Annotated in this window: 25 protein-coding genes; 7 read left to right on the forward strand and 18 right to left on the reverse strand. The window is 71.7% G+C overall.

Annotated features, from left to right (window positions below):
- Window positions 1-12 precede the first annotated feature (12 nt).
- From ACIBQX_RS37385 to ACIBQX_RS37395, 3 genes are all read right to left on the reverse strand, one after another.
- Window positions 13-483 (reverse strand): Lrp/AsnC family transcriptional regulator, encoded by a 471-nt coding sequence (locus ACIBQX_RS37385; protein WP_397013086.1) that lies wholly within the window; start codon window positions 481-483, stop codon window positions 13-15.
- A gap of 23 nt (window positions 484-506) precedes the next feature.
- Window positions 507-1,100: a GTP-binding protein gene (locus tag ACIBQX_RS37390; RefSeq protein ID WP_397013088.1), complete on the reverse strand. Its 594-nt coding sequence runs from the start codon at window positions 1,098-1,100 to the stop codon at window positions 507-509.
- 260 nt (window positions 1,101-1,360) lie between these two features.
- A complete protein-coding gene (locus ACIBQX_RS37395) occupies window positions 1,361-2,224 on the reverse strand; it encodes a hypothetical protein (RefSeq protein WP_397013089.1) in 864 nt (287 codons plus the stop codon).
- Window positions 2,225-2,337: 113 nt separating this feature from the next.
- On the opposite strand from ACIBQX_RS37395, the gene ACIBQX_RS37400 reads away from it, so the two are divergent.
- Complete coding sequence (locus ACIBQX_RS37400; RefSeq protein WP_397013091.1) at window positions 2,338-2,478, forward strand: hypothetical protein; 141 nt, start codon at window positions 2,338-2,340, stop codon at window positions 2,476-2,478.
- Window positions 2,479-2,952: 474 nt separating this feature from the next.
- Here the strand turns inward: ACIBQX_RS37400 and ACIBQX_RS37405 are convergent, their stop codons facing one another.
- Window positions 2,953-4,062, reverse strand: a complete 1,110-nt coding sequence (locus ACIBQX_RS37405; protein WP_397013092.1) for a M24 family metallopeptidase — start codon at window positions 4,060-4,062, stop codon at window positions 2,953-2,955.
- Between the two features lie 143 nt (window positions 4,063-4,205).
- Here ACIBQX_RS37405 and ACIBQX_RS37410 point away from each other — a divergent pair, with 143 nt between their 5' ends.
- The 4 genes from ACIBQX_RS37410 to ACIBQX_RS37425 are packed head-to-tail and all read left to right on the forward strand — an operon-like array spanning window position 4,206 to window position 9,027.
- Entirely contained in the window at window positions 4,206-5,441 is a 1,236-nt protein-coding gene (locus ACIBQX_RS37410; protein WP_397013094.1) for a PP2C family protein-serine/threonine phosphatase, read from the forward strand.
- Window positions 5,441-6,334 carry a 5'-3' exonuclease H3TH domain-containing protein gene (locus tag ACIBQX_RS37415; RefSeq protein ID WP_397013482.1) on the forward strand — a complete coding sequence of 298 codons (894 nt, stop codon included), beginning with the start codon at window positions 5,441-5,443 and terminating at the stop codon, window positions 6,332-6,334. Before ACIBQX_RS37410 ends, ACIBQX_RS37415 begins: the two co-directional genes overlap by 1 nt.
- Window positions 6,335-6,363: 29 nt before the next feature.
- The gene (locus tag ACIBQX_RS37420) at window positions 6,364-7,785 is read left to right on the forward strand and encodes an RNB domain-containing ribonuclease (RefSeq protein ID WP_397013095.1); all 1,422 of its coding nucleotides are present in this window, start codon (window positions 6,364-6,366) and stop codon (window positions 7,783-7,785) included.
- Window positions 7,786-7,824: 39 nt separating this feature from the next.
- Window positions 7,825-9,027, forward strand: a complete 1,203-nt coding sequence (locus ACIBQX_RS37425) for a flavin-dependent oxidoreductase (protein ID WP_397013096.1) — start codon at window positions 7,825-7,827, stop codon at window positions 9,025-9,027.
- 103 nt (window positions 9,028-9,130) lie between these two features.
- Here ACIBQX_RS37425 and ACIBQX_RS37430 read toward each other — a convergent pair whose 3' ends face one another.
- Entirely contained in the window at window positions 9,131-9,673 is a 543-nt protein-coding gene (locus ACIBQX_RS37430) for a hypothetical protein (RefSeq protein ID WP_397013098.1), read from the reverse strand.
- 49 nt (window positions 9,674-9,722) lie between these two features.
- Here ACIBQX_RS37430 and ACIBQX_RS37435 point away from each other — a divergent pair, with 49 nt between their 5' ends.
- Window positions 9,723-10,187, forward strand: coding sequence for a MarR family winged helix-turn-helix transcriptional regulator (locus ACIBQX_RS37435; RefSeq protein ID WP_397013099.1), 465 nt, complete (start codon window positions 9,723-9,725; stop codon window positions 10,185-10,187).
- Here the strand turns inward: ACIBQX_RS37435 and ACIBQX_RS37440 are convergent.
- From ACIBQX_RS37440 to ACIBQX_RS37470, 7 genes are all read right to left on the reverse strand, one after another.
- A complete protein-coding gene (locus ACIBQX_RS37440; RefSeq protein WP_397013101.1) occupies window positions 10,169-12,892 on the reverse strand; it encodes a DEAD/DEAH box helicase in 2,724 nt (907 codons plus the stop codon). The two genes, ACIBQX_RS37435 and ACIBQX_RS37440, sit on opposite strands and share 19 nt — an antisense overlap.
- A 91-nt stretch (window positions 12,893-12,983) precedes the next feature.
- Window positions 12,984-13,871 (reverse strand): diacylglycerol/lipid kinase family protein, encoded by an 888-nt coding sequence (locus ACIBQX_RS37445; RefSeq protein WP_397013103.1) that lies wholly within the window; start codon window positions 13,869-13,871, stop codon window positions 12,984-12,986.
- Between the two features lie 16 nt (window positions 13,872-13,887).
- Window positions 13,888-14,745 carry a twin-arginine translocase subunit TatC gene (gene tatC / locus ACIBQX_RS37450; protein ID WP_397013105.1) on the reverse strand — a complete coding sequence of 286 codons (858 nt, stop codon included), beginning with the start codon at window positions 14,743-14,745 and terminating at the stop codon, window positions 13,888-13,890.
- A 31-nt stretch (window positions 14,746-14,776) separates the two neighbouring features.
- On the reverse strand, window positions 14,777-15,124 hold the full coding sequence (gene tatA / locus ACIBQX_RS37455; RefSeq protein ID WP_397013107.1) for a Sec-independent protein translocase subunit TatA: 348 nt from the start codon (window positions 15,122-15,124) through the stop codon (window positions 14,777-14,779).
- Between the two features lie 63 nt (window positions 15,125-15,187).
- A complete protein-coding gene (locus ACIBQX_RS37460; RefSeq protein WP_397013109.1) occupies window positions 15,188-15,355 on the reverse strand; it encodes a hypothetical protein in 168 nt (55 codons plus the stop codon).
- Entirely contained in the window at window positions 15,352-16,317 is a 966-nt protein-coding gene (locus ACIBQX_RS37465) for a helix-turn-helix transcriptional regulator (RefSeq protein ID WP_397013111.1), read from the reverse strand. Before ACIBQX_RS37465 ends, ACIBQX_RS37460 begins: the two co-directional genes overlap by 4 nt.
- The gene (locus tag ACIBQX_RS37470; RefSeq protein ID WP_397013113.1) at window positions 16,314-17,276 is read right to left on the reverse strand and encodes a helix-turn-helix transcriptional regulator; all 963 of its coding nucleotides are present in this window, start codon (window positions 17,274-17,276) and stop codon (window positions 16,314-16,316) included. Before ACIBQX_RS37470 ends, ACIBQX_RS37465 begins: the two co-directional genes overlap by 4 nt.
- 37 nt (window positions 17,277-17,313) lie before the next feature.
- Here ACIBQX_RS37470 and ACIBQX_RS37475 point away from each other — a divergent pair, with 37 nt between their 5' ends.
- Window positions 17,314-18,414 (forward strand): DUF3866 family protein, encoded by a 1,101-nt coding sequence (locus ACIBQX_RS37475; RefSeq protein ID WP_397013115.1) that lies wholly within the window; start codon window positions 17,314-17,316, stop codon window positions 18,412-18,414.
- Here the strand turns inward: ACIBQX_RS37475 and ACIBQX_RS37480 are convergent.
- From ACIBQX_RS37480 to pafA, 6 genes are all read right to left on the reverse strand, one after another.
- A complete protein-coding gene (locus tag ACIBQX_RS37480; protein ID WP_397013117.1) occupies window positions 18,360-18,839 on the reverse strand; it encodes a DUF3291 domain-containing protein in 480 nt (159 codons plus the stop codon). The two genes, ACIBQX_RS37475 and ACIBQX_RS37480, sit on opposite strands and share 55 nt — an antisense overlap.
- A 32-nt stretch (window positions 18,840-18,871) precedes the next feature.
- Window positions 18,872-19,561 carry a helix-turn-helix transcriptional regulator gene (locus tag ACIBQX_RS37485; protein ID WP_397013119.1) on the reverse strand — a complete coding sequence of 230 codons (690 nt, stop codon included), beginning with the start codon at window positions 19,559-19,561 and terminating at the stop codon, window positions 18,872-18,874.
- Window positions 19,562-19,593: 32 nt separating this feature from the next.
- Complete coding sequence (locus ACIBQX_RS37490; RefSeq protein ID WP_397013121.1) at window positions 19,594-19,830, reverse strand: hypothetical protein; 237 nt, start codon at window positions 19,828-19,830, stop codon at window positions 19,594-19,596.
- A gap of 154 nt (window positions 19,831-19,984) precedes the next feature.
- Complete coding sequence (locus tag ACIBQX_RS37495) at window positions 19,985-20,845, reverse strand: FKBP-type peptidyl-prolyl cis-trans isomerase (protein ID WP_397013123.1); 861 nt, start codon at window positions 20,843-20,845, stop codon at window positions 19,985-19,987.
- A 107-nt stretch (window positions 20,846-20,952) separates the two neighbouring features.
- On the reverse strand, window positions 20,953-21,894 hold the full coding sequence (locus ACIBQX_RS37500; RefSeq protein WP_397013125.1) for an FKBP-type peptidyl-prolyl cis-trans isomerase: 942 nt from the start codon (window positions 21,892-21,894) through the stop codon (window positions 20,953-20,955).
- A 77-nt stretch (window positions 21,895-21,971) separates the two neighbouring features.
- Window positions 21,972-23,330 (reverse strand): Pup--protein ligase, encoded by a 1,359-nt coding sequence (gene pafA / locus ACIBQX_RS37505; RefSeq protein WP_397013127.1) that lies wholly within the window; start codon window positions 23,328-23,330, stop codon window positions 21,972-21,974.
- Window positions 23,331-23,399 lie beyond the last annotated feature (69 nt).

Raw genomic sequence — 23,399 nt, forward strand, 5'->3', positions numbered from 1 at the left:
ACACCCGGCGCGTCACTCCGCTTCGGGCGGTTCGTCCGTGCCCTTCACGTCGGGGGCGCGGTGCTCGTACGGGGTGCTGAGCACGACCGTGGTGCGGGTGGAGACGTTGGCGAGGGCGCGGATCTGCTGCAGCAGCTCCTCGAGCCCGACCGGCGAGGCGACCCGCACCTTGAGGATGTAGCTCTCGTCGCCCGCCACGCTGTGGCACGCCTCGATGGCCGTCAGGTGGGACAACCGGTCGGGGGCGTCATCGGGCGCGGCCGGGTCGATCGGCTTGATCGACACGAACGCGGTCATCGGCAGCCCGACCGCGTCGTAGTCGATGATCGCGGCATATCCCCGCAGCACGCCGCGCTTCTCCAGGCGGCGCACCCGCTGATGCACCGCCGAGACCGAGAGCCCGGTCTCCCTGGCCAGCTCGGTGAAGCTCATCCGGCCGTCCTCGGCCAGCAATGTGACGATCCTGCGGTCGATCTCCTCCATCGGTCAAAGGTAGCCGGTAGAGGTCACGACATCGTCCCGACCGGGGAGGCGCCCATGCGCAGCGCGTGCTCCACGAGCGTGACCAGGACGTCCCTGCTGGAGTCGCGCCTGCGGGCGTCGCAGCGCACGATCGGGACACCCGGATCCAGGCCCAGCGCCTGCCGCACCTCGCCGACGGTGAACGGGCGGGCGCCGTCGAAGCAGTTGAGCGCCACCACGAACGGCTGGCGGCGCTTCTCGAAGTAGTCGATGGCCGGGAAGCAGTCGGCCAGGCGGCGGGTGTCGGCCAGCACCACGGCGCCGAGCGCGCCCATGGCCAGGTCGTCCCAGACGAACAGGAACCGCTCCTGACCGGGGGTGCCGAACAGGTAGAGCATGTAGTCGCCGCGGATGGTGATGCGGCCGAAGTCCATGGCCACGGTGGTGGTCGGCTTGGCCTCGACGCCGGACAGGTCGTCGATGTGCCGGCCGATGTGGGTGAGCGCCTCCTCGGTGCGCAGCGGCCGGGTCTCCGACACCGCGTCCACCATGGTGGTCTTGCCCGCGCCGAAGCCGCCCGCGATCAGAATCTTGATCGGGGTGGGCAGCCTCCACCGCTCAGAGCGACCGAAGTCCATCCAGCACCGCCTGCACTTCCCTCCACGTCCGCGCGACCCTCAGCCTGCGGTGCCGTGGTCAGTGGCTTCTGTCAAGGCGTCGAGAAGATTGATCCACTTGCCTGGCATCGAGACACCCTAGCAACGCGACATATTCCACTCAAGCGCCCAAGACCCCCGGGACATCGATATGTCACCGTTTGTCGTCTATAACCTCTTTGGTGGGGCAAAAATGGGCGCTGGTTAAAACGAGTTGTCATGCTATCTGACATCTCGGTTACTCATAGACGTCCATAGTCCGAAATGTTGTTATATCCAGCGTTAAAACCCATTTGTCGCCATAAGTAGTCGGCTGCACGCGGGCTACGTTGCCGTACCCCGTCGATCAGCTCGGCCGCCTCGCCCGCGAGGCCGGCCATCGCGTCCGTCACCTCGCCCCTGCTGACGCCCAGCGTGAGCACGTTGAGATCGCCCCAGCTCACGTCCCGCCGGTAGGAGGCCAGGTCGCCGAGCAGGTGCAGATAGCGCTGCACCCGCTCGCTGGCCGCCCGCAGCTCCTCCAGGTGCCCCTTGGCCCACGCGTCGCCGGCGTAGATCCAGTGCGACAGATCCACGAAGCAGGTGCCGCGGCTGTCGGCGTTGCCGACGAACCGCGCCAGCGTGATCTCGGCCCGGGTGTCCCGCCACACCCAGGCCCTGGCCATCCCGGCCAGCATCCTGGCGAGCTGGTCCCGCCAGAGCCGGTGCAGCTCGGCGAACTCCTCGACGGTGGCCAGTTCGTCACGCAGATCGGCCAGGAAACGGGTGACGGCCGCCCGCGGCGTCCCGCCGTCGGCGACCGCCAGGCAGTCGCGGATCAGCGTGTTCACCTGCTCCAGGCCGGCGGTGGTGTGGTCCACGAGCCGGTCCAGGGCGAGCACCCACAGCGCGGTACGGCCCGCCATCTTCAGCCGGTCGGCGCTCGCCCAGGGCGCGCAGAACGCGGCGGTCAGCGAGTGCGCGGTGTAGAAGTCGCCGTCGAAGGTCGCCGCCGGGAACAACCCGGCGTACATCTCGGCGCAGCGCCGCAGGTCCCTGCCGCACTCGGCGGCCAGCGCGCACGTCCTGCCCAGCTCGAACGCCTCGTCCGGCAGGCCCCCCGGCATCCTAGGTCCGCTCGATCGGCACTCGGATCATGCGAGACCCCCCAACACCCGCGGTTACCCCTTTGTGATTAATTGTCACATGATCACAAGCCCCCGATCAAGGTGACAGCAGGGTGGCCGGATCCCCGCCGCCGGCCCTGGGCGTACGACGCGGGTGGCCGGCCTGGACCCTCGCCACCGGGCCGGCCATCACGCCGGAGACCACCGCGGCCGCGCCGGGGAGGTGGCGAGCGTCGCGTACGGGCGCGCAGTGAATGTCCCAGGGTGTGCTCGCGCGACCGCTCGGCCCGTTCGGACAGCGGCCGCCCGGAGACTGCCGACCCCTCCGGCGGCAACTCCGGCGCACCTGCCGGGTCGGCTCCCGGCTCCCTGGGATCTCCCGCCCGTCGCTCACCGCCTCCCTGGCGTCGTCCTCAAGGCGGCGAGCCTCCCCAGGCCCGCCGCCTCCCCGGCACCCCCGCGGCCCGGCCGGGGTGAGGGTGCGGCGTGTCAGGGCCGATCCCCACCGCCGGCCCTTCGATCACCACCGTGCGCGCGGCTTCGTCCCGGGCCAGGCGTGGCGCCGCGCACGGCGAGGCGACAGACGCCATCCGTCCGACGCGCATCCCGCCTCCCTTGCCCTCGCACTCTCAGAGCGCGCGGCGCCGGATTTGATACACCGGAATGCCGGCGAAGTACGACGGAACTTTCCCAGAAGGCGAAAACGGGAGCGGCGGCGTCACGAGCGCCTAGACGATCACCAGCTCGCGGGTGGTGTTGTTGAGGCGCTCCCCGCCGGACTCGGTGCACACGACGATGTCCTCGATGCGCGCGCCGTGCCGGCCGGCCAGGTAGATGCCCGGCTCGACGGAGAAGGCGAACCCGGCCTCCATCGGCTCGCCGTTGCCCGCGACGATGTACGGCTCCTCGTGCGTCTCGATGCCGATGCCGTGGCCGGTGCGGTGGATGAAGTGCTCGCCGTGGCCGGCGTCGGCGATGATCTCCCGGGCGGCGGCGTCGATGGACTCGCACGGCACGCCGGGCCGTACGGCGTCGCAGGCGGCGGCCTGGGCGCGGCGCAGCACCTCGTAGTAGGCGGCGAAGTCGGCGGGCGGCTCGCCGACGCTGTAGGTGCGGGTGGAGTCGGAGCAGTAGCCGTTGTGCAGCTGGCCGCCGATGTCGACGACGACCGGCTCGCCCGGCTGGATGACCCGGTCGGAAACCTCGTGGTGCGGGCTGGCCCCGTTGGGACCGGAGGCGACGATGACGAAGTCGACCGTGTCGTGGCCGGAGGCCAGGATGGCCTCGGCGATGTCGCGGGCGACCTCACGCTCGGTGCGTCCGGCGCGCAGGAACCCGGGCACCTGCCGGTGCACGGAGTCGATCGCCTCGCCGGCCTCGCGCAGCGCCGCCACCTCGCCGGGGGACTTGCGCATCCGCAGCTCCCGCAGCACGCTGCCGGCCAGCACCTGCTCGGCGCCGGGCAGCGCGTCGCGGAAGCGCAGGGAGGACATCGCCCACATCCGGTCGGCCAGCCCGACCCTGGCCACCTCGCCGAGGCGGCGGGCGGCGATCCGGTAGGGGTCGTCGGTCTCGTCCCAGGCCACGAAGTCCAGGCCGAGCCTGGACGCGGGCGAGGCCTGCGCGGCCGGCAGCTCCAGGCGGGGCACCATCATGTACGGCTCGGCGGTGGCGGGCACCACCAGGCACGTCAACCGCTCCAGCGGCTTGGCGTCGTAGCCGCTGACGTAACGCAGGTCGGGGCCCGGGGTCAGCAGCAGCGCGTCCAGTCCGGCTTTGGCGGTGGCCTCCTGGACGGCGGCGAGGCGGGACACGGGGTACAGGTCTGAAGCGGTCACAGGCCCCAATCTACTCGGATCGCGCATCCTAAAATCCGCGAAAAGCTCTCACAACACGGCAAGCTCTAGCTACACTCCGTTGAGGATCGATCACGTATTGTGAGGTCAATTGTCCTGTTCCCGCGCCGTTTGAGAGTGAGATCATGGTCGATGCCATCGGAGGTCACCAGCACGGTCACCGGCATCGCCCGATGAACGCGGCGACCGGGGTCGGCGGCCACATCGACTCCGAGCTGCTCGCGGTGCGGCTCGCGCACGCCCAGCGGCTGGGCAACATGGGCTGGGCCGAGTGGAACCTGCGCACCGGCTGCATCATCTGGTCCGACCAGGCGTACGCCATCTTCGGCCGCGATCCGGACGACGGGCCGCTGTGCCTGTCCGAGCTGGCCGACTACGTCGAGCCCGCCGACCTGGCCGCGCTGGACGAGCTGCTGTGGACGGTCGGGCAGGGCGTGGAGCCGGTGCAGGCGGAGTTCCGCATCAGGCGCGGCGCCGGCGACGTGCGCAACCTGCGCATGGTGCTGGAGCCGCTGATGGCCCCCGGTGGGCCCACCGGCGTGCACGGCGTGATCCAGGACATCACCGGCCGCCGCCGCGCCGAGCGGATCATGTCCGAGTCGCGCCGCCAGCTCCTGGAGGCCCGGGTGCAGGCGGCCGAGGAGCGGCACGTGATGCTCGCGTTGCGCGAGGCGATCCTGCCCGAGCCGGTCGGCTGCCTCGATCTGCCGCGCACCCGGATCGCCGTCCGGTACGTCCCGGCGGAGAAGACGGCCAGCCTCGGCGGCGACTGGTTCGAGGCCGCGGCCCTGCCCGACGACCGGGTGCTGCTGGCCATCGGCGACGTGTCCGGGCACGGCCTGCCCGCCATCGCGCACATGGCGCAGCTCCGCCACGCCCTGATCGGCCTGACCATGACGGGCGCGCCGCCCAACCGGCTGCTGGCCTGGCTGAACGACCTGGTGCTGCACCGGCTGGCCGACACCACGGCCACCGCGATCGTCGGGCATCTCGACACCGCGGCCGGGGTGTTCACCTGGGGGCAGGCGGGCAACCTGGCGCCGATCCTGGTGCGTGACGGCGTGGCCTCCCAGCTCACGCCGCCCAGAGGGGTGCTGCTCGGCGCCGCCTGCGACCGGCCGTACCGGCTGGCCACGACCGAGCTGCGCGACGGCGACCTGCTGCTGATGTTCACCGACGGGCTGGTGGAGCGGCGTGACCGCGACATCGACGAGGGCCTGGACCTGGTCATGACGGCGGCCTGCAAGCTGCCGGGCTGCGATCTCGACGAGGGGCTGGACCGGCTGCTGACCGACATCGGCGGTCCCAATCCGGAAGATGACGCGTGTTTGCTGGCGGTGGGCATACTGGGCTGGTGCTGATGCTTCTGGACACCCCGTCGCTGTACTTCCGGGCCTTCTACGGCATCCCGGAGTCGATCACCGCCCCGGACGGCATGCCCGTCAACGCCGTGCGCGGCCTCATCGACATGATCGCCACGCTGGTGCGCGGCCACTCCCCCAGCGAGCTGGCGGCGACCATGGACGCTGACTGGCGGCCTGCCTTCCGGGTGGCCGCGATCCCCACGTACAAGGCGCACCGGGTCGCCCACGGCGACACCGAGGAGGTGCCCGACCTGCTGGTGCCGCAGATCCCGGTGATCGAGCAGGTGCTCGACGCGGTCGGCGTCGCCCGGCTGGAGTCGCCCGGCTACGAGGCCGACGACGTCATCGGCACCCTCACCCACCAGGCGTCCGGCGCGGTCGACATCGTGACCGGCGACCGTGACCTGTTCCAGCTCGTCGACGACGCCCGCCCGGTCCGCGTCCTCTACACCGCCCGCGGCCTGCGCAACCTGCAGCTGGTCGACGAGGCGTTCGTGACGGCCAAGTACGGCGTGCCCGGCCGTGCTTACGCCGACTTCGCCACGCTGCGCGGCGACCCCAGCGACGGCCTGCCCGGTGTCGCGGGGGTGGGCGACAAGACCGCGGCCGCGCTCATCACCCGCTTCGGCTCGCTGGACGCGCTGCTGGCGGCGCTCGACGAGGGCGTCACCGACGGCTTCCCGGCGGGCAGCCGGACCAAGCTGGCGGCCTCCCGCGACTACCTGGCGGCCGCGCCCGCGGTGGTCCGGGTGGCGCCCGACGCGCCGCTGCCGGACGCCGACCTGACGCTGCCGGTCAAGCCGCGCGACCCGGAGGCGCTGGTGCGCCTGGCCGACCGCTACGGCCTGGACGGCCCGCTCAACCGCCTGCTGGAGGTCCTGGGGCGGTAGGCGTGCGACCCCGGTTGTAGGTTGAGCGCGTGTCGAGTACGAGCATCCACGTTCCAGGCGAGGTTCCCGCCCGCCTCGAAGACGGTTTCGACCGCGTCCGCCGCGAGCTCAAGCTGCCCGCGGACTTCCCCCAGGCCGTGCTCGCCGAGGCGGAGTGGGTCGCCGAGGTGCCCCGGCTCAGCGGCCTGGACCTGACGGACCTGCCGTTCATCACCGTCGACCCGCCCGGCTCGATGGATCTCGACCAGGCCCTGCACCTGGAGCGGCTGCCCGGCGGCTATCGCGTCTGGTACGCCATCGCCGACGTGGGCGCGTTCGTGCGGCCGGGCGGCGTGATCGACGCCGAGGCCCACGCCCGGGGCGCGACGGTCTACCTGCCGACCGGCAACGTGCCGCTGCATCCCCGGGTGCTGTCGGAGGGCGCGGCCAGCCTGCTGCCGGGCGCGACCAGGCCGGCCGCGGTGTGGCGGGTCGACCTCGACCCCGACGGCCGCACGGTGGGCGCGGACGTGCAGCGGGCGCTGGTGCGCAGCCGCGAGCGGCTGGACTACGCGTACGTGCAGGCGGCCGTCGACACCGGCACCGCCGACGGCACGCTCGGCCTGCTCGCCGAGATCGGCCGGCTCCGGCTGGAGCTGGAGCGCGAGCGGGGCGGGGTCACGCTGCCGACGCCGGATCAGGAGATGGTGCCCGCCGAGGGCGGCTACCGCCTCGAATACCGGCTGCCGCTGCCGGCCGAGGCGTGGAACGCCCAGCTCTCCCTGCTCACCGGCATGGCCGCGGCCGCCATGATGCTGGACGCGGAGATCGGTGTGCTGCGGGTGCTGCCCGCGCCGCGCCCGGCCGACCTGGCCAAGGTCCGGCGGGTGGCCGAGGCGCTGGAGGTGCCCTGGCCCGAGGGGGCCGCCTACGGGTCCGTGGTGCACGACCTCGACGCGAAGATCCCGCAGCAGGCGGCGTTCCTGCACGAGGCGAGGGTGCTGCTGCGCGGGGCCGGTTACGTGGCCTTCGACGGCGCCCCGCCGAAGCTGGCCGACCACGCCGCGGTCGCCGCGCCGTACGCGCACGTGACGGCGCCGCTGCGGCGGCTGGCGGACCGCTACGCGACGGAGGTGTGCCTGGCGGTCGCCGCCGGGGAGCCGGTCCCGGCGGACGTGCGGGCGGGGCTGGCGGCGCTGCCGGAGGCGATGTCGGTGAGCGGGCGGCGGGCGGGGGCGGCCGAGCGCGCCTGCGTGGACCTGGTGGAGGCGTTCCTGCTGCGCGACCGGGTCGGGCAGGCGTTCAGCGCGATGGTGATCGACACCGACGAGCGGGGCGGCGGGCTGGTGCAGCTCGCCGATCCCGCGGTGATCGCGCGCTGCGACGGCGAGCTGCCGCTGGGCGAGCGCGTGACCGTGCGGCTCGTCCAGGCCGACCCGGCGGCCCGTGCGGTCCGCTTCACACTCTCTTGATCGAGCTCCTGTGCTCCTCACACCGATTACGGCAATGTCATGGCCGTCCAAACGGGAGGTGTTCTCATTCGCATTCTTGTCGCGGGAGCCGGTATCGGCGGGCTGACCACAGCCCTGAGCCTGCACGCGGCCGGTTTCACCGACGTCGTCGTCCACGAGTCCGTCAAGGAGATCCGCCCGCTCGGTGTCGGCATCAACATCCTGCCGCACGCCGTACGCGAGCTGACCGAGCTCGGCCTGGGTGAGCGGCTGGCCGCCATCGGCGTGGCCACGGCAGATCTCACCTTCGTCAACCGCTACGGCCAGGCCATCTGGTCGGAGGTGCGGGGGGTGGCCGCCGGCTACCACTGGCCGCAGTACTCCGTCCATCGCGGGCGGCTGCAGTTCATGCTGCTGGAGGCGGTCAAGGAGCGGCTCGGGCCGGACTCCGTCGTCACCGGCTCGCCGGTCACCGGGCTCGACCACGACGCCGACCTGCTGGTGGGCGCCGACGGCATCCGCTCGGCCGTGCGGGCGGCGATGTTCCCCGAGGAGGGCGAGCCGCTGTGGAGCGGCCAGGTGTTATGGCGCGGCACCACCATCAGCAAGCCGTTCATGACCGGCAGGTCCATGCTGATGGCCGGTGACGACGTGCAGAAGGTCGTCGTCTACCCCATCGCGCCGCCGGACGAGGACGGCAACGTGCTCATCAACTGGGCCATCCAGCGCCAGGCCGAGGAGACCGTGCCGCGGGGCGACTGGAACCGGGAGGTGTCCATCGACACGTTCTTCCACCACGTGGCCGACTGGCGCTTCGACTGGCTCGACATCCCCGCCCTGGTGTCGAACGCGCAGGCCGTCTACGAATATCCGATGGTCGACCGCGACCCGCTGCCGCACTGGTCGACGGACCGGGTCACGCTGCTCGGCGACGCCGCGCACCCCATGTACCCCACCGGATCCAACGGCGGCACGCAGTCCATCGTCGACGCCCGCGTGCTGGCCAACGCCCTGGCCGGCGGGCGAGGGCTCGACTTCTACGAGGAGCAGCGCCGGCCCATGTGCACCGCCATCGTGCACGCCAACCGCAAGGACGGCCCGGAGGTCGTCATGCGGCTCGCGCACGAGCGCGCCCCGGAGGGGTTCGACGACATCGACGAGGTCATACCCCTGGCCGAGCGTGAGGAGATCGCGCTGCGTTACAAGCAGATGGCCGGGTTCGATCCGGCCACGCTGAACGAGCGCGCGTCCTGGTCGGTCTGAACGGCCCGTACCCGCGGGAACGAGCCGCGCGCCGGGCGGCGCGCGGCTTCGCCTCTCCGGGAAGCGGAGCGAGCGCTGCCTCCGGGAGGATCGCCTTCTACGCTCACGCCACCGGCCGGTCGACCCGCGGGCGGCCGTCCAGCATGAGGCGGCGCCCCACGCCCGTCATCCAGATGAAGGTGAAGGCGATGACGGTGGGATTCTTCACCGAGACGAGCACCGCCGTGACGAGTTCGCGCCGCTCCTCGGCGACCCACTGTGCGATGGCCAGGCCGGGCAGCACGTCCAGCAGGACGAAGGCCAGGCCGAGCACGGCGAACTGCACGGCGAAGCCGAGCCGGCCACGGTCGATCCCGGCGCCCAGCCGCTGCCAGAGGGCCTGAAGGGTGAGCCCCCGCAGCTCCGGCTCGGACCGTACGGCCAGCCGGAGGATCACGTACAGCAGCACGAGGCGGGTGGCCCCGGTGAGCACCTCGGCCGCGACGTTGACCGCGCCGGGGAGCTCCGCGCCCCAGCGGACGGCGACGAACCGCTGCACCGTGGGGATCAGCGACAGCCCGAAAACCAGGAGGAAGTGCCGCGCGTACAGCCGCCCTCCCCAGACGGCGGCGTCACGGGACAGGGCGAGTCCGGCTCGAAGAGTCATACCCGCTAAAATACTTCATTGGATTGAATTATTCACTACGTTGAATCATATGGGGAGCGGCATGGACGGCGCGGAGATGGGATGGGAGCTCAGCACGGCGGTCGTGCTCTTCCACGAGGCGGTCGCGCGCAGGCTCGGGCTGAGCGCCGTCGACCACAAGGCGCTCGGCGTGATCAGCCGCACCGGGCCGCTGCCCGCCGGGGCGCTCGCCGCGCGGCTCGGCATGAACGCCAGTGCCGTCACCGCCCTGGTCGACCGGCTGGAGCGGGCGGGCCACGTCCGCAGGGTCCCCGACCCCGGCGATCGCCGCCGCGTGCTCGTCGAGGCCGCCCCCGGGCGCCGGCCCGACCTCGCGGGCGTCTTCGCCGAGCTGGGCAAGGAGATGAACGCCTTCATGACCCGCTACGACGAGGACGAGCTGGCCGCGATCGCCGACTACCTCACCCGGACGATCGCGGTGCTCAGGGCCCAGACCGAGCGGCTGGCCGAGGATCCTCAGGTCAGCGACGAGTAGGCGACCACGCCCCGGCGCATTCCGTCCATGGCCTTGGCCGCCGTCTGCCTGATCTTGCTGCCCTCCGGGGCGGCGCCGCCGAGCTGACCGAGCAGGTCCATGAGCTGCTTGATCCACCGGACGAAGTCACCGGCCGCGAGCTCGTTGCCGTTGACGCCGTCCATCAGCACGGCGTCCAGGTTGTGGCCCTTGGTCCAGCGGAACGCCGCCCAGGCGAAGCCCAGGTCCGGCTCGCGGATGGTGGACAGCCCGTGGTCGGACTCGATGCCCTCCAGCTCCGCCCACAGCCGCGTCATCGCCGTCAGCGCGTCCTGGGCGCGACCGGCCGGGATCTTGGGCCGCCTGGCGTCCTCCGACTGGCGCGACTCGAACACCAGCGCCGACACGCACGCCGCCAGCTCCGCCGGCTCCAGCTCCTCCCACAGCCCGCTGCGCAGGCACTCGGCGGTGAGCAGGTCGAGCTCGGTGTAGATGCGGCCCAGCCGGCGGCCCTCGTCGGTGACGGCCTCTTCCTGCAGATAGCCGAGCTGCTCCAGCACCGAGCAGATCCGGTCGAAGGTGCGCGAGATGACGTGCGAGCGGCCCTCCACCCGGCGACGCAGCCCCTCGGTCTCGCGCAGCAGCTTGTGATAGCGCTCGGCCCAGCGGGCGTGGTCCTCCCGCTCGTCGCAGCCGTGGCAGGGATGCTGCCGGATGCGCCGCCGCAGCTCGTTGATCTCGTCGTCCTCCATCGCGTGGTCGCGCGCCCTGGCCGGCTTGCCCAGGTCACGGTCGCCGATCTTGGCGAGCAGCGTGGAGACGAGGTTGGCGCGCTCCTTGGGGGCGCGGGCGTTGAAGTTCTTCGGGATGCGCAGCTTCTCGATCGGCTCGACCGGGACCGGGAAGTCCGCCGGGTCGAGCTTCTTGACCTGCTTGCCGATCGTCAGCACCAGCGGGTTGGGGCCGTTGCCACGCGGGTTGCGGCCCGGGTCGAGCACGATCGCCAGCCCCGCGCGCCGCCCGCCCGGCACCCGGATCACGTCGCCCGGCTGCAGCGCCTCCAGCGACCGCACGGCCGCCGCCCGGCGCGCGGCCCCGCGCTGCTTGGACAGCTCCGCCTCGCGGTCCGACAGCCGCCTGCGCAGCCCGGCGTACTCGGTGAAGTCGCCCAGGTGGCAGGTCATCGCCTCCTGGTAGCCCTCCAGCGCCTCCTCGTGCTTGCGCAGCTGCTTGGCCAGCCCGACGACCGCCCGGTCGGCCTGGAACTGCGCGAACGACTCCTCCAGCAGCGCTCTGGCCCGCTCGCGGCCGAACTGGCCGACCAGGTTGACGGCCATGTTGTAGGAGGGCTGGAAGCTGGAGCGCAGCGGGTAGGTGCGGGTGCTCGCCAGGCCGGCCACCGACAGCGGGTCCATGCCCGGCTGCCACAGCACCACGGCGTGGCCCTCGACGTCGATGCCGCGCCGCCCCGCCCGGCCGGTGAGCTGGGTGTACTCGCCCGGGGTGAGGTCGGCGTGGGTCTCGCCGTTCCACTTGTCGAGCTTCTCGATCACCACGCTGCGGGCGGGCATGTTGATGCCCAGCGCCAGCGTCTCGGTGGCGAACACCGCCTTGACCAGGCCGCGGGTGAACAGCTCCTCGACGACCTCCTTGAAGGCCGGCAGCATGCCCGCGTGGTGGGCCGCCAGCCCGCGCTCCAGGCAGTCGCGCCACTCCAGATAGCCCAGCACCGCCAGGTCCTCGTCCGGCAGGTGCGCGGTCCGCTCGTCGACGAGCTGCCTGATCTCGTGCCGCTCCCGCTCGGTGGTGAGCCGGATCCCGGCGTACAGGCACTGCTTGACGGCCGCCTGGCAGCCCGCCCTGGAGAAGATGAACGTGATCGCCGGCAGCAGCCCCTCGGCGTCGAGCTTCTCGATCACCTGGGCCCGGTCCGGCGGCCCCGACCTGCCCGGCCTGCTGTAGCCGCGCCGCCCCCGGCCGCCGTTGAGCCGCTCGGCGTCGCGCGTCACCCGCATCAGCGTCGGGTTGATGCGCGGGGTCTCGTCGTCGGTCATGAACAGGTCGTAGATCCGGTTGGCGATCATCATGTGCTGCCACAGCGGCACCGGCCGGACCTCGTCGACGATCACGGTCGTGTCGCCGCGCACCTCGCCGAGCCACTCGCCGAACTCCTCGGCGTTGCTCACCGTCGCCGACAGCGCCGCCAGCCGTACCGACTCGGGCAGGTGGATGATGACCTCTTCCCACACCGCGCCGCGGAAGCGGTCGGCCAGGTAGTGGACCTCGTCCATGACGGCGAACCCCAGCCCCGTCAGCGTGGCGGAGCCGGCGTAGAGCATGTTGCGCAGCACCTCGGTCGTCATGACGACGATCGGGGCCTCACCGTTGACGCTGTTGTCGCCGGTCAGCAACCCCACCTTGGCGGTGCCGTACCGCTTCACCAGGTCGTTGTACTTCTGGTTGGACAGCGCCTTGATGGGGGTGGTGTAGAAGCACTTGCGGCCCTGCTCCAGGGCGAGGTGGACGGCGAACTCCCCGACGACCGTCTTGCCCGACCCGGTGGGCGCGGCCACCAGCACCCCGTCGCCGGCCTCCAGCGCCCGGCAGGCGTCGATCTGGAAGTCGTCGAGCTCGAAGTCGTACAGGCCCCGGAACGACCTGAGAGCGGCCCCGTCGTCGGCGTATCTCTGACGGAAGGCCGCGTAGCGTTCCGCTGGCGTTGTCATAACCGCCAGCCTACCGAAATCGGTATTCCGGTCGGCCCTCACGGGCCTGTTGAGATCATCCTCCCGCCCCGACGCCTTTACAAAGTACGGCTCAGGTCAGGACGCGTAAGGCGCCTGGCCGGATCTCGCACGTGACCGGGACCGGCCCGATGCGTTCCCCGTCGGCGTAGGCCACCACGCCGGGCGCCTCCAGCGTGACGCTCCTGGCCTGCCACACCGACACGGCCGGGTGGGCGATGTGCGAGCCGCGGTAGACGCTCGGGAACACTCGCAGGAACTGCCGCTTGGACACCGCCTCCACCATCACCACGTCCAGCAGCCCGTCGTCGGGCAGGGCGCCGGGGCAGACGCGCATGCCGGCGCCGTAGGAGCAGGTGTTGGCCACCGCGACCATCATGGCCTCCCGCTCGATCGGCTCGCCGCCGTCCAGCGTGACCCGGAACGGCACGGGCTCGAACGCCCGCAGCTCCCGCACGGTGGCGACCAGGTAGCGGGCCATCCCGGGGGGCCAGGTGAGCGCGTTGGCCCGCTCGTTCACCCGCGAGTCGAACCCGCCGCACAGCACCCCGGCGAACAGCTCCCACCCGGCGCCGGAGCTGACGGACGCCGCGTCGACCACCCGCGGCCGCATCCGCAGCACGGTCCTGGCCGCGGCGATCGGATCCCGGCCCGGCAGGCCGAGCGCGGTGGCGATGTCGTTGCCCGTCCCGGCGGGGATGATGCCGAGCGGCACGTCGGTGCCCGCCACCGCCTGCACGGCCAGGTGGACCAGGCCGTCGCCGCCGAAGGCCACGAGCGCGTCGGGCCGCTCGGCCACCGCGGCGCAGGCCCGCTCCAGGGCGTCGGCGGCGTCCACGCCGACGATCACCGAAAGCTCGGCGCCGCCCGCGCGCAGGCGGCGGGCCACGGGATCGAGCAGGCGGAGCGTCCTGCCGCCGCGGGCGGCGGGGTTCACGAGCAGGGCTAGGTGAGGGGCCACGCCCGGAACTTATCGCCTATCGAGTGGAACTGGAATCCTCTTCTAGTGGCGAGGCCTCGTCATCGTCCAGACCGGCGAACTCGTCGGCCGGCAAGCGCCTTTCGCGGACGTACATGAACAGCTCCGCCACGAAGTACAGAGCGATCATGGGCAGGGCGAGAGCGATCATCGCGAACGGATCGCCGCCGGGCGTGATGACCGCGCCGAAGGCGAACATCGCCACGATGATGGTGCGCCGGTGCTTGGTCACGGTGGCCCGCGACAGCGCGCCGATGACGTTGAGGAACACCAGCAGCAGCGGCAGCTCGAACGAGATGCCGAAGATCACCAGCATGATGAGGACGTAGTTGACGTAGTCGTCGATCTGGATCGTGGCCACCGCGTCGCTGGGCGAGAAGCCCAGCATGATCGCCAGGCTGGTGTCCATGATCAGGTAGGCCAGCACGGCGCCCAGCAGGAACAGCGGGATCGCCACCGCCAGGAACGTCAGCGAGTAGCGCTTCTCGTTGCGGTAGAGGGCGGGGGTGACGAAGGCCCAGAGCTGGTAGAGCCAGACCGGCGAGGAGACGACGAGGCCCACCATCGCCGAGACCTTCAACGTCAGGAAGAAGGACTGGAAGATGCCGCTGTAGGTGAGCGTGCAGGTGCCCTCGCGCAACTGCTGGGCCTGCGGCGTCTCGCAGAAGGGCGCCTTGATGAACGCCCACACCGGGTCGAAGACGAACCAGCCGACGATGATGCCGACGACCACGGCGATCGTCGCGATCAGCAACCGGTTACGCAGCTCACGCAGGTGCTCCATGAGCGGCATGCGACCCTCGGGGTCGGCGTCGGCGGCCGGTGCTTGTGGTCGTGACCGTTTGAGCAGCGCCATCTAGCGGTCCAGGTGATGAGGAGGGATGAGGTCAGGCTTGCTTGTTGGCCTGCCCGGCCCCGGCGCGCAGCCTGGCCGCCTGCTCCTCGAGCTGGCGGGCCTGCTCCTCGGCCGAGACCACCGGCGCGGCGGCCGGGATCTGCTGGGGCGCGGCCGGCTGCGGCTGCGGGGTGGTGGTCTGCGTGGCCTGCACGGTGGGCTGCGCCTGCGCGGCCGGCTGGGCGTCATCGTCGTCGTCGCGCAGCTTGGCGGTCTCCGACTTGAAGATGCGCAGCGACCTGCCGACACCTCGGGCCACGTCCGGCAGCTTCTTGGCGCCGAACAGCAGGACGAGCACGCCTGCGATGATCAGAAGTTCGGGAACTCCGAGTTGCGACATGGGACGTCCTTATGATGCGAAGGCTCTTATCAGCCACGATCGTACGCTGCCCTGGGGGTGGTCTCACCCCTGAGGGCCGCCCGATCTGACCTGCCTCGGCTCGAGCTGAGCCCGCGCCTCGGCTATTTCTCTGTCAAGAGTACGTGCCGCGACCGCCACACGGCCACCCGCGATCGCGAGCACGACGAGTCCCGCCACGCCGAGACCCGTCGCCAGGAAGATCACCGTCATGCCTGATGAGCGTACAGGGACAGGGCCCGCTCGGCCTCCTGCCGCACCCGGACGGCCATCGCGGCGGGCGCCACGACCCTGCCGGTGTCGCCCAGCCGCAGCGCCAGCTTGACGATCCAGTCCTCGTCCCGGGCGCGCAGCGTGATCCGCAGCCGGCCCTCGCCCAGCTCGGTCACCTGCTCGCAGGGGTAGTACTCCGCCACCCACCGCCCGGCGGCGGTGACCTCCAGCTCGACCAGCTCGTCGGTCGGCGACGGCCGGAAGACCCCCTGGGCGACGTCGATGGGCTCGGCCCCCGCGGGCGGGTCGGCCGGCACGTCCAGCACCTGCACGCCGAGCATCCGGTCCAGCCGGAACAGCCGCATCGCCTCGGCGCGGTAGCACCAGCACTCCAGGTAGGTGCGGCCGTCGGCGACCACGATCCGCATCGGGTCCACCTCGCGCGGCGTCACCTCGTCGCGGCCCGGCACGTAGTAGGACAGGGACAGCCTGCGCCGCAGGGTCAGGCCCTCCCGCACCCGCGGCAGCGCGTCGGGGGCGGCGTCCACGTCCACCGCGACCTGGTTGCTCACCTGGGCGGCGCCCTCTCCGGCGGCCTGCTCCAGCTTGGCCACCACGCGGGGCAGCGCGTCGCCGCGCACCTCGGCGAGGTCCGGGCTGGCGGCCAGCATGCGCAGCGCCACCAGCAGGGCGCTGGCCTCGTCGATGCCCAGGCGCAGCGGCCTGGCGATGGTGTCGGCGTTGTCGATGAGGATCTCACCGCCGTCCCACGACACGTCGATGAGGTCGCCGGGGGTGTGCCCCGGCAGCCCGCACATCCACACGAGCTGCAGGTCGTCGATGAGCTGCTTCTCGCTCAGCCCGAACACCTCGGCCACCTCGCCCACCTGCGCGCCCGGGTGGGACATCAGGTAGGGGACGAGCGCGAGGAGTCTTGGCAGCCGGTCGGCGGATCCACTCACGCCAGCGCCCCCTTCAGTCGGCGGATGACGGCTTCGCGGGCGTCCGGCGGCTCGACCACCTCGACGTCCGCGCCCAGGCTGGCCATCCATCCGGCCAGCCGGTCCGGGTCGGTGAAGGACAGCTCGGCCTCGTCCCACCCGCCGGCACCCGCGCGCACGGCGCCGGACAGCTGGCGCAGGCCTTCACAGGTGCCCTGCCGGACCCGCACGAGCGCGGTGCGCGCCCGCGCGGGCTCGTCCGGGAAGTTCACCATGGCCCGCAGGTCGACGCCCTGTGGCACCTCGACGGCGCCGCTCCTGCCCACGGTGGAGACCGGGCCGGTGATGCGGCTCAGCCGGAAGGCCCGCGGCGCGTCGCGGCCCCGGTCGAACCCGGCCAGATACCAGCGGCCGCGGCGGCTCACCACGCCCCACGGCTCGACGGTGCGGGTGTGCACGTTCTCGCTGCCCGCGCCGCGATAGTCGAAGCGCACCACCCGCCGGTCGCGTACGGCCTCCCACAGCGCGGGGAAGGCCGGATCGCGGGTGTCGACCCGCAGCTCCAGCGCCCCTCCCCCGACGCTCCCGCCGACCGTCTCGTCGGTGGCGACGCCGCCGGCGCGCAGCTTCAGCAGCGCGCCCGAGGCGGCCTCGGCCAGGCTGGCCCGCTGCCACACCTGCGCGGCCATGCCCAGCACCGCCGCCTCGTCGGGCTCCAGGACGATCTCCGGCAGCTCGTAGGACTGCCGCTCGATGCGGTAGCCCGGCTCGTCCTCCCACGGGTCGCGCACCACGTCGATCGGGATGCCGATCTCGCGCAACTCGTTCTTGTCCCGCTCGAACATCCGCTGGAACGCCTCGTCGCCGTCGCGGTCGTAGCCGGGGACGGCGTGCCGGATCTGCTCGGCCGACAACGGGCGGCGGGTGGCGAGCAGGCAGATCACCAGGTTCAGCAACCGCTCGGTCTTACGGCGCGACATCTGCTCACTCCTCCTTCGACGACGCTACCCTGCCCCCGTGATCAGATGGCGCAAGGGCGAGGTTGTGCGGATCCGGCGCGAGTGGCCGGGAGCGATGGAACTGGATGTCGCCGTCCCCGAAGGGGACAACCCGCCGGGCGTGGAGCCCGGCGCGTTGTACCGGGCACTGGCCTATCCAGCGTTGGTGGGCCGCCCGGAGCCCGGCGACGAGGTGCTGCTCAACACGACGGCACTCGCAATGGGTCTCGGTACGGGAGGTTACGCCATGGTGGTGGCCGTGCCGAACCGTTTGCCGCAAGATCCGCAGGGCCCCGGTCATCTGGTGAAGGCCCGCTACACGCCGCTGCAGGCCACCGTGCTGGGCGCGGACGAGCAGGACTCCCCGTTCCATGACCGGTTGCGCGAGGCGGACAGCGTGGACGGGATGCCGGTCGTGGTCGCCGACCTGCACTCGGCGCTGCCGCCGATCCTGTGCGGGCTGTACGACGCGGCCGCGCGGGACCTGCGGGTGGCGTACGTGATGCTGGACGGCGGGGCGTTGCCCGCGTGGTTCTCCATGGCGGCCGCCCGGCTGCGGGAGATCGGCTGGCTGTCCGGGGTGGTCACGGTCGGGCAGGCGTTCGGCGGCGACGTGGAGGCCGTCACCACCCACACCGGGCTGCTGGCGGCCAGGCATGTGCTGGAGGCCGACGTGGCGATCGTCGCCCAGGGCCCCGGCAACCTGGGCACGGGCACCCGCTGGGGGTTCTCCGGTGTGTCGGCGGGCGAGGCGGTCAACGCGGCGTCGGTGCTGGGAGGGCGGCCGGTGGCGGCGTTGCGGGTGAGCGAGGGCGACCTGCGCGAGCGTCACGTCGGCGTCTCCCACCACTCGCTGACCGCCTACGGGCGGGTGGCGCTGACGCGGGCGCAGGTGCCGGTGCCGATGCTGCCGGGCGCGTTCGGCGAGCGGGTCAGGGACCAGGCGGAGCTGCTGGCGGTCCGGCACGAACTGGTGCCGGTGCCGATCGACGGCCTGCACGAGGCGCTGCGCGCCTCGCCGGTCAGGCTGTCGACGATGGGCCGGGGGCTGGAGGAGGACCTGGCCTACTTCGTGGCCTCGGCGGCGGCGGGCAGGTTCGCCGCTTCGCTGCTGGCGTAGGAGTCCTTGAAAGTGAACGCCTCGGGGCCCGGCCCCTCGGCCCTGAGGCGTTCGAGGCGGCGCATCCCCTCGTCGAGCGCCGGGATGTGGCCTTCGGGGATCCACCACATCACGGTGTACGGCTCCGCCACCCGGTGGAACCACTCCCGGCGGCGGCGAAGCACCTCCAGGTGGCCGCTGCGGTAGACGTAGTTCCACAGCGCGTCCCGGGACTCCCACACCGAGAAGTTGACCAGCAGGTGGTCGCCGTAGTCGTGCGTGACGGTGGCGGTCGGGTCCTCTTCGCTCTCCTTGAGCCGCCACACGAAGCCCGGGGACCGGTCGGCGAGGTCGTTGAGGGGCTCGAGCAGGGCGACGAACTCGGCGAGCTCGGCGGAGTCGATGGGCGCGCGCAGGTGGCCGATGTTGAGCTGGGCGAGATGCATGACGCTCAGCACACCACCCCCCGCCTTCTATGTCAATCCTCATTTGTTTTAGAGAGGATGACGCAGCACTCCCCCGGGCGCGGATCCAGCCGCGCCCGGCCGGGATCCTCGCCGAGCCCCTCCAGCAGCCCCTGGCACAGGGCCAGGTTCATCGAGCACACCAGCAGCGGCTGCTCGTCCGACAGCACGTGGAAGGGGCAGTTGCGCATGCGCAGGGCGCCGTTGTCGGAGTACGGCTCGTAGCCGCGCCCGCGCAGCACCGACTCCACCGACTCCGCCGCTTCCCCCGGCTCCCCGGGCTCCCGGTCCTCCCCAGGCCCGCCGCCGTGCCGCCCGGCCAGCCGCCGCCCCGCCCTGCGGGCCGCCCGCTCGGCCCGCTCCTCGGCGCCCAGCTCGTCGACCACCTCGGCCAGCACCGCGGCCAGCGAGACGTAGTCGCGCGGCGGCAGGCTCACCACCCGCTCGCCCGCGGCCCTGCGGTAGACCTTGGCGGGGCGGCCGCTGCCCGGCCCCTTTCGCTCCTGGGGGCGGAACCCGCTCTCCAGCAGCCCCGCCTCGACGAGCTTGTCCAGGTGGTGACCGGCGAGGGCCCTGGACACCCCGGCGGCCTGCGCCGCCTCCGTCCGGCCCACCTCGCCGCCACGGGCCGCCACGGCGTCGTACAGGCTCCGCCGGACGGGATCCTGCAGCAGCCCCAGCGCCTGGAGGTCGTCGTCGCTCACAGCCGCAGTCTAGGGGAGCCCGCGCGACGGGCTCAGAGCCGCTTCTGGATCCCCTTCAGGACGCAGGCGCGGCTCGGCCTGGCATCCGACGCGCCGTACTCACGCCGGCACACGCCCTTTTTGATCACGTAGATGGTCGCTCCCGGCGGCGCGCCGTACCTCTTGTGCACGGCCCCGGCGTTGCGGAGCAGACGCGCGGCCACCGAGCGGCCCGTGCGCCGGGAAGTGGCGGCGTGCACCCACGTCCAGCCCGCGTCCCCGCCCACCACGCGGGAGCGCACCTTCGCGCAGAAACGGCGGCGGCGCGGCGGCCGAGGCGGCGGGCGTCAGGCCGAGCACGAGCGCACAGGCGGCGAGCACCGCCGCCAGGACACGGATCGTGCCGCCCCTTCGACCCCGGTCATCCAGAATCGCGCAAGAGGCTCAGTACGCCGCCAGGACGTCGACCACGAAGACCAGGGTGTCCTGCGGGCGGATGCCGGACGGTGGGTGGCCGGAGGCGCCGTAGCCGTCGGCGGGCGGGACGATCATCAGGACGCGGCTGCCCACCGGGACGCCGAGCAGAGCCCGGTCCCAGCCTCTGATCACGCTCCCGTCGCCGATCGTGAAACTCTTCGGCCGGCCGGTGCTCCAGGTGGAGTCGAAGACCCGCCCGCCGTCCCAGATCGCGCCCGCGTACTGGGCGACGAGGTGCTGCCCGGTCTGCGTGGCGGGGCCGGTGCCGCGGGACAGGACCGTGGCGGCGAACCGGGCGGGGGCGGCCGTCCTCGGCACCGTCAGCCGCGGCCGGGAGTCACCGGTGACGCGTACGCCCGCCAGCGACCCGCCGTCCGCCTCCACCGTGGCGTCCGCGCCGTGTACGCCGAGGATGTCGACCACGTAGACCAGCTCGTCGCGCAGGCCGTCACCCGGCGGGATGGCGGCGACGACGCGGCTGCCCACCCTGCGCCCCCGCAACGCCCGGTCCAGGCCGGGCAGCAGGCGGCCGACGGGGAACGCCGCCGGGGCGCCGCGGTTGAAGCTGGAGTCCACGAGCCGGTTCGCGCCGCCGTCCCACACGTGCGCGGTGTACTGGACGATCGCCAGGTCATCCTGCTCCAGCGTCGCGCCCTGGCCCGCGGCGAGCTCGTGGATCCGCAGCCCGGCCGCCGGCCTGCCGGCAGGGAAGACGACCGTGGGCCGGGCGCCGAACGCGCCCGCCACTGTCGGCTCGGGAGGCGAGCCGGTGCACGCCCCCTGAGCCAGCAGCGGGATCAGCAGCAACGCGATGGTGCGGCGGCGCATCGGCGACCTCCCGTGCGGCGAGGCCCGGCGGCGTCATGCCACCGGGCCTCGCGATGCTACCGCTCGCCGTGACCGCCGGTCAGCAGACCGCCGTCAGTAAGCGCCGATCAGTAGGCCGACAGGATGTCCACCACGAACACCAGCGTGCTGTTGGCGGGAATGCCCTGCTGCTCCTGAGCTCCGTAGCCGAGGTCCGGCGGGATGCTCATCACGACCCGGCTGCCGACCGGCACCCCGGCCAGGCCCTTCTGCCAGCCCTGGATGACGTTGCCCAGCGGGAACGCCGCCGGCTCGCCCCGGGTCCAGCTGGAGTCGAACTCCTTGTCGGTGCCCCAGATCTTGCCGGTGTAGTGGACGGTGAGCGTCTGCGTCGCCTTGACCTTCTCGCCGGTGCCCTTGATGAGGGTCTTGACGACGAGCTCCTTCGACGGCTTGTCACCCGTCTTGGTCGTCAGGGTGGGGGCCTTGTCGCCGCCCGGGTTGTCGACCTTGACGCCCTTGAGCTTGTCGCCGGTCTCCTTGCCGGTGGCGGCCTTCAGCGCCTCCGGCGGCGCGCCGACCACGTCCAGCACGAACACCTTCGTCGGCTGCGCGGGCACGCCCGCCTGCTGCTGCGGAGCGGAGTCACTGGCCATCACGGCCAGCAGGCGGCCGCCGTGCTTCACCTTGGTGAAGCCGTCCCGCAGCACCTGCGGGAGCTGCTCGTTGACCGGGATGGTCTCCGGAGCCTTGGTGTCGTAGGAGGACCCCTGGAAGGCGTTCTGCTTACCGTCCCAGTTGTAGACGGTCAGGTTGACGATGACCTTGTCACCGGCCTTCACGGCCGGGCCCGTGCCCGCCGTCAGCACCTCGAAGGAGGACTTGGTGGCGGGCGAGCCGGAGGGGAAGGTCACCGTGGGCTTGGCACCCACCTCACCGGCGACCTTCACCCCCGCGCCGGCCGCCGTGGACGAGCCCCCGGCGGCCGGAGCCGCCGGGGTGTCGGAGCCGCACGCGGCGGCGAAGAAGATCAAAGGCACGGCGGCCAGGACGGCCAGAGCGCGGCGCATGGACTTCCCTCGGAAAAAGACGTCAGATTCGCGTCACACTATCTGACTCCCGGTAGGGCTGAGGTAAACCGCTTTCTTTACATGCCCGCGATGAGTTTGTCGACCCTTTCGTCCACAGATCGGAACGGGTCCTTGCACAGAACCGTTCGCTGCGCCTGGTCGTTGAGCTTGAGATGCACCCAGTCGACGGTGAAGTCGCGCCGCTTCTCCTGCGCCTTACGGATGAACTCGCCCCGCAGCCGCGCCCTGGTCGTCTGCGGCGGCACCGACTTGGCCTCGAAGATCTTCAGGTCGGAGGCCACCCGCTCCACCGAGCCGCGCTTCTGCAGCAGGTAGAACAGGCCCCGCTTACGGTGCACGTCGTGATAGGCGAGGTCGAGCTGCGCCACTCGCGGCGACGACAACGGCAGGTCGTACTTCTTGCGGTAGCGCTCGATCAGCTGGTATTTCGTCACCCAGTCGATCTCACGGGCCACCAGGTCGAGATTGCCCGTCTCGACCGCGCGCAGCGTACGCTCCCACAGCTCCAGCACCCGGCGGGCGATGGCGTCGCCGCCGCGCCGGTCGACGAAGTCCTGCGCCTTCGACAGGTACTCCTGCTGGATCTCCAGGCTGGAGGCCTCCCGGCCGTTGGCCAGGCGCACCCTGCGCCTGCCCGTCATGTCGTGGGAGACCTCCCGGATGGCCCTGATAGGGTTCTCCAGCGACAGGTCCCGCATCACCACGCCCGCCTCGATCATGCGCAGCACCAGGTCGGTGGCGCCGACCTTGAGCAGCATGGTGGTCTCGCTCATGTTGGAGTCGCCCACGATGACGTGCAGGCGGCGGAACCGCTCGGCGTCGGCGTGCGGCTCGTCCCGGGTGTTGATGATCGGCCGGGACCGGGTGGTGGCGGACGAGACGCCCTCCCAGATGTGCTCGGCCCGCTGCGACACGCAGTAGACGGCCCCGCGCGGGGTCTGCAAGACCTTGCCGGCGCCGCAGATGATCTGCCTCGTCACCAGGAACGGGATCAGCACGTCGGCCAGGCGGCCGAACTCCCCATGCCTGCCGACCAGATAATTCTCGTGGCAGCCATAGGAGTTTCCGGCCGAATCGGTGTTGTTCTTGAACAGATAGATGTCCCCGGCGATGCCCTCTTCGCGCAGCCGTTTCTCGGCGTCGACCAGAAGGCCCTCGAGGATGCGCTCACCGGCTTTGTCGTGCGTGACGAGCTCGATGACGTTGTCACATTCAGGTGTTGCGTATTCAGGGTGGCTGCCCACGTCGAGATACAGGCGTGCGCCATTGCGGAGGAAGACGTTGCTCGATCGGCCCCAGGACACGACCCGCCGGAACAGGTAGCGCGCGACCTCGTCCGGGGACAGCCTGCGCTGTCCCCTGAACGTGCAGGTCACGCCGTACTCGTTCTCCAGCCCGAAGATGCGACGATCCATCACCTCACACTATGCCCACGGATCGGCCAGCGGGAGAGATCTCCCCGGGTGTTTTCCGCGCGCCCCCGC

The sequence above is a fragment of the Nonomuraea sp. NPDC049714 genome, assembly GCF_044465295.1.
In the GTDB taxonomy this organism is placed as follows: domain Bacteria; phylum Actinomycetota; class Actinomycetes; order Streptosporangiales; family Streptosporangiaceae; genus Nonomuraea.

Coding starts and splice junctions, on each gene's coding strand:
- ACIBQX_RS37495 (WP_397013123.1), bottom strand. CDS start 20,845: ATGCGCCGCCGCACCATCGCGTTGCTGCTGATCCCGCTGCTGGCTCAG.
- ACIBQX_RS37395 (WP_397013089.1), bottom strand. CDS start 2,224: ATGCCGGGGGGCCTGCCGGACGAGGCGTTCGAGCTGGGCAGGACGTGC.
- ACIBQX_RS37440 (WP_397013101.1), bottom strand. CDS start 12,892: ATGACAACGCCAGCGGAACGCTACGCGGCCTTCCGTCAGAGATACGCC.
- ACIBQX_RS37435 (WP_397013099.1), top strand. CDS start 9,723: ATGGGGAGCGGCATGGACGGCGCGGAGATGGGATGGGAGCTCAGCACG.
- ACIBQX_RS37470 (WP_397013113.1), bottom strand. CDS start 17,276: ATGTCGCGCCGTAAGACCGAGCGGTTGCTGAACCTGGTGATCTGCCTG.
- ACIBQX_RS37425 (WP_397013096.1), top strand. CDS start 7,825: ATGGCCGTCCAAACGGGAGGTGTTCTCATTCGCATTCTTGTCGCGGGA.
- ACIBQX_RS37480 (WP_397013117.1), bottom strand. CDS start 18,839: ATGCATCTCGCCCAGCTCAACATCGGCCACCTGCGCGCGCCCATCGAC.
- ACIBQX_RS37410 (WP_397013094.1), top strand. CDS start 4,206: ATGGTCGATGCCATCGGAGGTCACCAGCACGGTCACCGGCATCGCCCG.
- ACIBQX_RS37500 (WP_397013125.1), bottom strand. CDS start 21,894: ATGCGCCGCGCTCTGGCCGTCCTGGCCGCCGTGCCTTTGATCTTCTTC.
- ACIBQX_RS37385 (WP_397013086.1), bottom strand. CDS start 483: ATGGAGGAGATCGACCGCAGGATCGTCACATTGCTGGCCGAGGACGGC.
- ACIBQX_RS37460 (WP_397013109.1), bottom strand. CDS start 15,355: ATGACGGTGATCTTCCTGGCGACGGGTCTCGGCGTGGCGGGACTCGTC.
- pafA (WP_397013127.1), bottom strand. CDS start 23,330: ATGGATCGTCGCATCTTCGGGCTGGAGAACGAGTACGGCGTGACCTGC.
- ACIBQX_RS37415 (WP_397013482.1), top strand. CDS start 5,441: ATGCTTCTGGACACCCCGTCGCTGTACTTCCGGGCCTTCTACGGCATC.
- ACIBQX_RS37430 (WP_397013098.1), bottom strand. CDS start 9,673: ATGACTCTTCGAGCCGGACTCGCCCTGTCCCGTGACGCCGCCGTCTGG.
- tatA (WP_397013107.1), bottom strand. CDS start 15,124: ATGTCGCAACTCGGAGTTCCCGAACTTCTGATCATCGCAGGCGTGCTC.
- ACIBQX_RS37390 (WP_397013088.1), bottom strand. CDS start 1,100: ATGGACTTCGGTCGCTCTGAGCGGTGGAGGCTGCCCACCCCGATCAAG.
- tatC (WP_397013105.1), bottom strand. CDS start 14,745: ATGGCGCTGCTCAAACGGTCACGACCACAAGCACCGGCCGCCGACGCC.